This window comes from Methanosaeta sp. UBA356 (assembly GCF_002496465.1).
Lineage (GTDB): Archaea > Halobacteriota > Methanosarcinia > Methanotrichales > Methanotrichaceae > Methanothrix > Methanothrix soehngenii.
Map to the genome: position 1 here is coordinate 1,557 of NZ_DAKC01000121.1, position 9,150 is coordinate 10,706.

General features: G+C 49.2%; 8 protein-coding genes and 1 pseudogene. 8 read left to right on the forward strand and 1 reads right to left on the reverse strand.

The features are described from left to right. The 3 genes from BP727_RS11770 to BP727_RS11780 form a co-directional block, all read left to right on the forward strand. Positions 1 to 891, forward strand: an 891-nt coding sequence (locus BP727_RS11770) for a tetratricopeptide repeat protein (protein ID WP_286858962.1), incomplete at its 5' end; no start/stop codon positions are given. Position 892: 1 nt separating this feature from the next. Beyond that, entirely contained in the window at positions 893 to 2,023 is a 1,131-nt protein-coding gene (locus tag BP727_RS11775) for a CHAT domain-containing protein (RefSeq protein ID WP_286858964.1), read from the forward strand. Between the two features lie 30 nt (positions 2,024 to 2,053). Next, a complete protein-coding gene (locus tag BP727_RS11780; RefSeq protein ID WP_286858966.1) occupies positions 2,054 to 2,551 on the forward strand; it encodes a trypco2 family protein in 498 nt (165 codons plus the stop codon). Here the strand turns inward: BP727_RS11780 and BP727_RS11785 are convergent. Next, positions 2,531 to 3,865, reverse strand: a complete 1,335-nt coding sequence (locus tag BP727_RS11785) for an APC family permease (protein WP_286858967.1) — start codon at positions 3,863 to 3,865, stop codon at positions 2,531 to 2,533. The two genes, BP727_RS11780 and BP727_RS11785, sit on opposite strands and share 21 nt — an antisense overlap. A gap of 86 nt (positions 3,866 to 3,951) precedes the next feature. Here BP727_RS11785 and BP727_RS11790 point away from each other — a divergent pair, with 86 nt between their 5' ends. The 5 genes and pseudogenes from BP727_RS11790 to BP727_RS11810 form a co-directional block, all read left to right on the forward strand. After that, on the forward strand, positions 3,952 to 4,995 hold the full coding sequence (locus BP727_RS11790) for a YihY/virulence factor BrkB family protein (protein ID WP_013720535.1): 1,044 nt from the start codon (positions 3,952 to 3,954) through the stop codon (positions 4,993 to 4,995). Between the two features lie 51 nt (positions 4,996 to 5,046). Continuing rightward, positions 5,047 to 6,273 carry an AI-2E family transporter gene (locus BP727_RS11795; protein ID WP_013720536.1) on the forward strand — a complete coding sequence of 409 codons (1,227 nt, stop codon included), beginning with the start codon at positions 5,047 to 5,049 and terminating at the stop codon, positions 6,271 to 6,273. Positions 6,274 to 6,342: 69 nt separating this feature from the next. Beyond that, positions 6,343 to 7,413 (forward strand): AI-2E family transporter, encoded by a 1,071-nt coding sequence (locus BP727_RS11800; RefSeq protein WP_273271163.1) that lies wholly within the window; start codon positions 6,343 to 6,345, stop codon positions 7,411 to 7,413. Between the two features lie 278 nt (positions 7,414 to 7,691). Continuing rightward, complete coding sequence (locus tag BP727_RS11805; protein ID WP_273278628.1) at positions 7,692 to 8,708, forward strand: DNA double-strand break repair nuclease NurA; 1,017 nt, start codon at positions 7,692 to 7,694, stop codon at positions 8,706 to 8,708. Positions 8,709 to 8,761: 53 nt separating this feature from the next. Beyond that, a pseudogene (locus BP727_RS11810) lies at positions 8,762 to 9,150 on the forward strand (hypothetical protein); the annotation flags it as partial.

The following is a 9,150-nucleotide window of genomic DNA, read 5'->3' on the forward strand; positions in this document are numbered from 1 at the left end:
TCGCTAGGCGAAGATCATCCCGACTACGCCGCTAGCCTGAACAACCGCGCAGAGCTGTATCGATCGATGGGCAGATATAGCGATGCTGAGCCGCTTTTCCGCCAGGCAACAGAAATTTGGCGCAAATCGCTAGGCGGAGATCATCCCAATTACGCTACCAGTCTGAACAACCTTGCATTGGTGTACGATTCGATGGGCAGATATAGCGAAGCTGAGCCGCTTTTCCGCCAGGCAACAGAAATTCGGCGCAAATCGCTAGGCGAAGATCATCCCGACTACGCCCAGAGCCTGAACAACCTTGCTGGCCTGTATTATTCGATGGGCAGATATAGCGAAGCTGAGCCGCTTTTCCGCCAGGCAACAGAAATTTGGCGCAAATCGCTAGGCGAAGATCATCCCGACTATGCCCAGAGTCTGAACAACCTCGCAGTGCTGTATCGATCGATGGGCAGACATAGCGAAGCTGAGCCGCTTTTCCGCCAGGCGACAGAAATTCGCCGTAAGGTTCTTGGAAAAGATCCTCTTGATAGATTTATCCTGTATCCCAGGCTGACTCATTCAGAGAAGCTCAGAGTGAACCAGGAATCAAATATCCTCGTCCAGCTGCAAGCAGAGGTATCAGAACAAGGCATTGATGCTGTTTTTATCGAATATTCTTATCTGCAGAGTCAATTTCCAAGAATAGAGATGGCGCTTCTGGCCCCAAATTTCGCAGTGAACGGCGAGGAAACTAGGATTCTGAATGTAGCAAAAAATGAAGACTCGAAAATTGCAAATTTTTCTATCATTCCACTTTCCCCCGGGGAGAATCAAATTCGCGTGGATTTATATCAATCTGGAAGACGGATAGGCATGGTAAGAAAGAACGTGAATGTTTCGGAGGCCCAATGAATTGACGGCATCTTTGCAGAAAGAAAAGAGCATTCAGAAATCAATATCCAAGGAATTGAATTATTCTGGGCCAGACCTTGAATTAATTGTGCAAATGGATCATTTAAGCAACGAGCATATGCTGCATTTTTACCTGCATTCTTTGAGAGGAAATAATAGATATAATTTTAAGAATTTTGGAGTGACAAAGCTTTCAGAATCGCCACAGGAAAAAGTAAAAGAAATTTATAATGAACTGAGCGAAATGGCCAAGTATGACCTCTCAGCAGATGAGCAATCTGTGGCAGAGGCTCGCCTGAGCTCAATAGGAAAACACCTTTGGCAGTTGATAATTCCTAAAGAATTAAAAGATGAATACTGGCAATTTCGTTCCCACACCAAATCATTAATGATAACTTCAGATGAACCATGGATACCGTGGGAGATAATTAGACCCTACAATGATACCGAAGTGGAACCTTTCTGGTGTCAAAAATTTGCCATGTCCAGATGGCTATCTGAATCTGCCAATATCGAAATCTTACCATTGGGCATAGCGTTACCTGTATCCTCCTCAAAAACGGATTTGGAGCATTTGAGTGAGGAAATGGATTTCGTGGAAAGGTTAAACGAGCTGCACAAAGGTGTAGAAGGCAAAGGGCCTTTACAGGGGTATCTTGAAGTTTTGGAATGGCTAGAGCATCAGAACTTCTCTATTATGCATTTTGCCTGCCACGGGGAATTTGACGAAAAAATGCCTTCAAGATCTCCAATTATTCTATCAGGACAACCGCTAAGACCTGATGATATAAATACAAAATTCGGAGAAGGACGTCAAAGGCCACTCATCTTCATCAATGCATGTCATACTGGACGAACAGGGTCTAGCTTAACATGGCTGGGCGGCTGGCCGGTTTGCTTTGTCAATATAGCTCACGTTGGGGCATTCATCGGAGCCATGTGGGAGGTAGATGATCAACTGGCAGTTCTATTTGCCAAGAGCTTTTATACTGCCCTATTAAGAGACAAATTCCCTATCGCACAAGCATTTCGTCATGCACGGGAGGAGATCCGCAGGGCTAAGCCCTACAATTCGAGCTGGCTGGCATATGTCCTTTATGCAGATCCCGAGGCAATGATGCTCGATTCTTAGAAAAGGTCATAAATTTGAAGGTGAGAGAAAATGTCCGAGATTTCAGGCGCAGATATCGAAAAGGTAATTGCAGGAGTTAAGAGAGCGATTAAAGCGGCTCAGAAGAGTGAATCTGAAAAGAAGGCACTCAATATAGAGAAGCTTGAGCTCACGCTGAAAGCTGTTGTTGAAAAGGTCGCAGGCGGAGAGCTAAAGATAACTATTCCAGTAATAGGCAGTTTAGGTGCCAGTGCAGAATTGGCAAGCAAAGATCTTCAAACCATCCAGCTCACACTTGTGCCAGCGAGATCGACTACTCGAACTGCAACCAGGACAGAGGCTTTTGAGAAAGACCTTGTTAAAGCGATAAAAGCTATTCAAGAAGGCATAAAAAATGCTTCAGAAGGTGAGCCAAAATTCACTCTTAAAGATGCTTCAGTCGAATTGAATTTCGTCGTGAATGCAAAAGGGGAGATATCTTTATTGGCTAAAGGCAGCGGCCAATCAGAGTTTGCGCAAACAGTGAAACTATCCCTGGTCTCTGCTTGAAATAGAATTTTTAATCAATTTTTTTATATCCGACCTGATATAGCGCATGCTAATCAGGGCAGCTAATGCTCCCAGGCCGCCCAGGCCCAGGCCGATGGCCATAACCCTGGTCTCCAGCTGAATCAGCATCAGAAGATTGAATAATATCCCCAGAACGGGAAGGACCGCAAGCTTCCCCAAAGATATTGGCACCCGGAAGGGGCGAGCGATCTGGGGCTTTTTGTATCGCAGGGATATCAGGACGGCATTGATCACAATGAAGGTCACAAATACGGTGAAGTTGTTGACATTGGCCACGAAGGCGATATCCTCCAGGAAGACAAAGGACATGGCTATGATCATGGAGAGGATTGTAGCAATCCAGGGAGCATGGGTTCGAGGGTGGACAGATGCCAGGATTGGGGGAAGCGATCCGGAACTGGCCATGCCGTAGATGATCCGGGATGAGGCGAGGAGCATGAGCAGAACGGTGTTGGTGGTAGCAAAGAGCGCCATGATGGATATGATGGCAGAGGCATTCGGCCCCAGGGCATAACGGGCGATGTCAGAGAAGGGGGCAGAGGAGCAGCTCAGCTCCTCCCAGCCCAGGACGCTAACCGCAGAGATGGCCACCAGTATATAGAGTATGATGCTTGCGGATATTGCCAGAACCAGCCCCCGTGGGATGTTTATCTCCGGATCCTTCGCTTCTTCAGAGAGCTTTACTATCTCCTCAAAGCCAATGAAAGCAAAGAATATCAGGGCAGATGCCTGCAGAATGCCCGCGCTGCCTAAAGGAGACATCTCCAATAGGTCCACACTGCCAAGATAGGGAATGCCCATATAGATCACAAGCACCAGTCCCAGGGCTTCCACAGTGGTCAGGACGATGGCCAGCCGGGTGGAATGAGTGATGCCGAAGAGGAGGACTAAAGAGAGAACCGCCAGCAAAGCGATGGCAGAGGGCAATATGGGCGTGCCGGTGAGCGCCTGGAAGTAGCCGGCAAAGCCAAGAGAGACCGTAGCCGCCCCCACCACTCCGCTGAATATGATCATCCAGCCGACGAGGAAGGCCAAGAACCCTCCAAAGGCCTGAGAGGTGTATTCGTATTCAGCGGCAGCTTTAGGAAACATGCTGGCCAGCTCGGCATAAGAGAGGCCGGTCAATAGGGCGATCAATGCCGATAGAGCAAAGGATATCCAGACCGCATTGCCCGCCAGACCCGCTGCCTCGCCGATAAGGGCATAGATCCCAGCTCCTAAAATTATGCCGACCCCGGATATGGTGACTTCAAGCAATCCCAGGGTGCGCCGAAGCCCTATCTTCTTTGCCACAGGCCTAAGATAGGAAATAATCTATTTATGGCTTTTCGGGAGCAACTGCTAAAAGATATAAGCCTGGAGCGGAGGAATCAATTGCAATGAGCATGAAAGATAGCGCCTCAGCTTTTAGAAAGAGAATGGCGGAAAATTTTTTGAGGCGATTTGATCATGCCGACCGGCACAGTCGCGGAGCTCTTCGACTTCTAGCCGCCACATTCAGCCGCATGTCTGAGACGGAAAGCTGGGATGCAGCAGCAGCGATTGCCTACTATTCCCTCTTCTCCCTCTTTCCAATGCTGATATTGCTGGTGATTTTAGGGACTTCGTTTCTCCAGACCAAAGAAAACTACCATCAGCTGATGAATTTTATTGGCGGGATTCTCCCCCCGGCAGAGAGCCTGGCAAGAGAGAACATTCAGGTGATCCAGGATCTGGGGGATAAGCTGAATATGCATCTGCCCCTCAAGGATCTATTGCAGGAAAATGTCAATCAGATCCTTCACTTGAGGCTGCCGGTGGGGATAGCTGCGGGGGCAGGTCTTTTGTGGTCGGCGACTGGTGTGTTTGTGATTCTGTCCAAGAACATAGATCGCGCATGGAGCAACTCCGAAGGGCGAAATCCTCTGGAATGGCGTTTAGTAGGCATTGCCATGGTCGGGAGCCTCCTTATCGGACTGATCATCCTCTCCATGGTGGTAGTCTCCCTGATCGGACTCCTGGACTTTAGCCTGGGCCTGTTGCTGGGCGAAGGGGGTGTTTATCATATGCCATTGGAGTCGAAGCTCTTGTACAGACTGTTTCCCGATGTTGTGATCTTCATCGCCTTCACCATCCTTTACTGGTGGGCTCCAAAGGTGGATATTAGATGGTCTGACGCCGCTTTTGGGGCATTTGTGGCCACTTTATGCTGGGAGCTTTCCAAGATGGGCTTTGCCTGGTATCTGGAGAGCGGCCTTTCCAATCATATGCTGGTCTACGGCTCACTGGGCACTGTAGTCATCCTGATGTTGTGGATCTATCTGAGCGGTTTGATCTGCCTCTTTGGAGCGCACCTTGTCGCCCAGATGGTGGGACGGAGGCAGGCGAAGGCAGCACCAAGAGAGAGCCATATAAATAAAGATTCAAAGGCTGGTGGAGCATAATGGTGCCCCTCAAAAAATTATATATTTTAGAATAGCTAAAGGATAGCTTACATGCCGGGGTCAAAGAGATTCAACTTATTAGCATCCGCTGTACTTCTCATTGTCTTTATCAGCACAGTGTATGTCACAAAAGCATTCATTGCTCCTCTGCTTCTGAGCTTTTTTTTCGCTTTCGTCCTGCTTCCGGTCTACTCTCGGATTTATTGCCTGACTGGAAGGAAGAATTTATCGGCGTTCATGTCTTTGCTCCTGGTCGTCCTGTTTTTCATGATCTTTCTTTCCAGTGCCCTTAACGCCATTGCCACAGAGACATCGGGCCTGTTTTCCTCTCAGGAGGATATCGTTCAGTCCATTGACATTTATATCACCCAGAAGACCGAAGAATCCTTTGACACCCTGCATGTCGTCTTGAATAATCTCGTCTCAGAGTCAACCGCAGATGAGACTGTAGAGCGATTGAGGGAGATGGTGAGGCCTTTCATCGAGGCCCCCAGAGACAGGATCCTCTCCGATCTGCTGCCACAGATTGCATTTGAAGCCACCAATTTAGCCACAGGCTTCATCAGCGAGCTGCCTGTGCTTATGTCCCAGTTCTTTGTGGCCATAATGATCACCTATTACCTTCTCATCGGAGGTTCCAGCGCGGTAAAGGGATTCTTGCTTATCCTTCCTGAGAGGGAATTGATGAATTATTTTATGGGGGAGCTGAATAAAATTTATAATAATCTTTTCAATGTTTACCTATTGACCTCCCTGATAACCGGACTGCTTGCTGCAATTGGATTTGCCCTCTTTGGGGTTTCATATCCCTTCTTATGGGGCTTGACAACGGCCATATTTGCCCTATTGCCCATGATCGGACCGCCGATCATCTTCGTGCCCATATGCATCTATTTCCTCCTGATCGGGAACTACTTGTCGGGCATAGGTCTGTTCATCTATAGTCTGATCTTCATCAATACCATCCCTGAGAACGTCATCCGTCCAAAGCTCGCCAGCCAGGGCGCAAAGATCCATCCCTCCATCACCCTCCTCGCTTTCGCTGCGCCGATCTTTGTGGTGGGATTTCTCGGATTCATAATAGGGCCGCTCCTTTACGGATTTCTTCTGGCGGCATTCAGGACCAGAGTCTATATGCTGAAGGAGGAGGGCGCAATAGACGAAAAGGAGCTTGTCGAGCTCTCAGAGGGAGAAGGCCTGCCTCCTGGAGCCAGATTTTGCGGTCTGGGCTTGAAGGCCAGATCGGCTCTGGAATGGCTGAGACGCTACCGTACTTGAGGCAAATGGCTGGGCAAGTCCTGTTCATCCCAAAGTTCATATCGTTGCAGCTCTAATTGAGAATCAGAGATGGAGAATGATCTGTCATGTCTATGGAGCCATAGAAATTGGCTCTTCGCCGTAACATTGCTTCTCATACTTCTCTCCTCTTACTTCCTCTGGCCGCTGCAGGACGGCATTGTCTTGGGAATAGTCTTCACTTATCTAGGCCGTCCGGTGAGGGATCTGTTTGGAAAGAGAAGACAGATTGGCTCTCTGGCGGCTATTATCTGCATCATCGCCCCATTATCCATTATATTTGCTGCCGGGGTCTTTGAGGCAGCATCTCAGCTCAGATGGCTGCAGAGCCATCGGGCGCAGATCGTAGCCACTGGCCAGGAGTTCATATCCAGCATTTACATTCCTCAATTCATCTTCGATGAGCTTTCCAGAGGCATGGACAATCTGATGGGAATAGGACTATCGATGCTCACCAGCCTGCCGGTATTCGATCTGGGAACGACGCTGACCCTCGGACTTCTGAATCTCTTAATAGCCTTTTGCGTATGCTACTACCTGCTGGTGGATGGCGATAGGCTCCTCGGGGCAACGGTAGACTTCTTGAGGCAGAAGAAGGGGGATTTTGAGCTTCGATGCCTGGGCAGAATTGATGGCATCTTAAGCGGCATCTATACGGGCAGCATCTCCACCGCCATGGTCTATGCGATCGCATCCGTTCCCATATTCTATCTCTTCGATATTCCCAGGCCCCTGGCCATGGCCAGCATAATACTCCTGGCAGGGGTGGTGCCATTTCTAACCTGGCTTGTCTTCCTCTTGACCGCCATATCCAGATATATTGAGATGGGGCCGATGGAGGCAGCAGTCTTCTTCTTCGCGGCCTCGGTTCTGGTGGCAGCAGTGGAGCTGGTCGTCCGGCCCTATATCGTCTATGCCAGATCGTCGATCCATCCCATGCTGGTGCTGCTCGCATTTCTGGGCGGAGGGCTTGTGGGCGGGGTCTTTGGATTCTTTCTCGCTCCCGCAATGCTGGGAACGATCTCTGGCATCTATCAGATGATAAAATCAGAACTGACAGGGATTAAGAGAGGGCATCAGCTGGAGAAAGTGGATGCTTTTGCGGCCATTCAAAATAATTAATAAAACTCTGAGAATGTAATGAATTCAGTGCATTAATAATTTTTGTGCCAAAGATATTTTCATCTATATATTTCGGCCTCGTTAATGAACGAATACCGAAAAGTATATATTCGTTAATCGCAGTATAGCGTATTGGCAAAAGTCAGAATTCTTTTTCCCTCCTACATCACAGACTTTTGCCTCCCTCCTTATTGCCCTTTTACTGCCTTGTGACGGATCAATTGCCTATAGCTGAGACGGCAATCCATATATGCCTTGCCGGTTTCAACTTGGCCTGAATGTTGAGCGACTCGCGCCTCTCCATTGTGGCTGAGCTGATAAAGGATCACATCGCCTTAGACGGGATCGATGGATATTGCCGGGAGACAGGAGTGCATAGCAGCGATTTTATCCCCATCGAGCCAGCTGACTTCCAGGGGAGGATACTGGCCATAGACGGCTCCAATGTCTCCGTCTGCGGCTGGTCTGTGGCAAGCATCAATCTAATCCGTTCTGGCTATGTGGTCTATCAGGGAAGAGACTGGAAGAGGACGGTCATCACCTTTAATGATATATTCTTTGCCGATCCGGCAATTTCAGCCGACCAGTTCGAGCCCCATTTGAGGCGCCTGGGCCAAAATCAGATCCGCCTCGCGGAAGAGGATTTGGATAGGCTCTCCACTTACTTCCGCGAGCTTCAGGAGTACGTATCCATAGACGACGCCATCAACGAGGCAAATCCCGGCGACATAATCCTCTATGACGGCAGCTTCGATGTATTCGAGCCCCTGCGAGCAGCTCTCTCTCGTATCTTCGAGCGAGCAGAGGAGAAAGAGGTCGCCCTCCTGGCGGTGGCCAAGTCCAGTTCGCTCTATTGGGGCGAGGGCATATCGCTTCCTTTCATGCACCATACAAATCAGGCAGGAAGCATGATCCTGCCCAACTCTCCCTGGTATTTGAACCTAAAGGACAAGAAAGTGAATCGAGGTCCGGGCAAATGGGGAGGGGAGAGTTACATCGTCCGATTCACCGGTTGGAGCGATCATGCCTTCCGGGTGGATGTCCCCGCATACCTGGCCGGCAAAATTGAGCAAACACTGGCCGGTATATCATCCTATTCAACCTCGGCGGAGTGCCCAGGCTACCCTCATGCCCTCTTTCGGGCTCACCGGGACATAAAAATCGCAGAGAACGAGGGGATATCTTTGAGGATGAAGCTGAGAGATATGCTATGCAGAGAGGGTTTGAGCCCGTCCCAGATAACAATGCTCATGCAGGACTATCATGATATCCTGGAGATGCACCAGAGAATCTAGGCTGTTTGGGCTGCAATAGATGAGATAATAAAAAAGCCAAAAGAAGGATAAATATGGTGACGCCGAAGCTAGATATCGATCATATCAGAGGGGAGAGAGCAGAGCGAGATTCAGATCGATTGGTGATAGAGAATGAGAGGACTACCTACCGCATTCTCTCCAAGAGCGTCAGAGAGTACCATTTCATCGTACCCTACGACTCATACCAGGATCGGGTGGAGGTAGGCCAGATATTCTCCATTCGGGATCGCGACCTCACTTTTCTGGCGCGGATTCTGAACATCGAGCACAGCTCTAACTATGATGGCCACTGGGATACCACCATGAGGGGCACCCAGTTCTATGATGACGACCAGATATTCAACCGGGTGATCGCAGAGCCACTAGGCTGCGTATCCTCGGACGGGGCTTTCAGGAAGGCCAGGACCCTGCCCACCAAGTT

Bases quoted from the DNA above. Each gene is read 5' to 3' on its own strand.
- BP727_RS11780 (WP_286858966.1), top strand. From the start codon at position 2,054: ATGTCCGAGATTTCAGGCGCAGATATCGAAAAGGTAATTGCAGGAGTT.
- BP727_RS11790 (WP_013720535.1), top strand. From the start codon at position 3,952: ATGAGCATGAAAGATAGCGCCTCAGCTTTTAGAAAGAGAATGGCGGAA.
- BP727_RS11795 (WP_013720536.1), top strand. From the start codon at position 5,047: ATGCCGGGGTCAAAGAGATTCAACTTATTAGCATCCGCTGTACTTCTC.
- BP727_RS11805 (WP_273278628.1), top strand. From the start codon at position 7,692: ATGTTGAGCGACTCGCGCCTCTCCATTGTGGCTGAGCTGATAAAGGAT.
- BP727_RS11800 (WP_273271163.1), top strand. From the start codon at position 6,343: ATGGAGAATGATCTGTCATGTCTATGGAGCCATAGAAATTGGCTCTTC.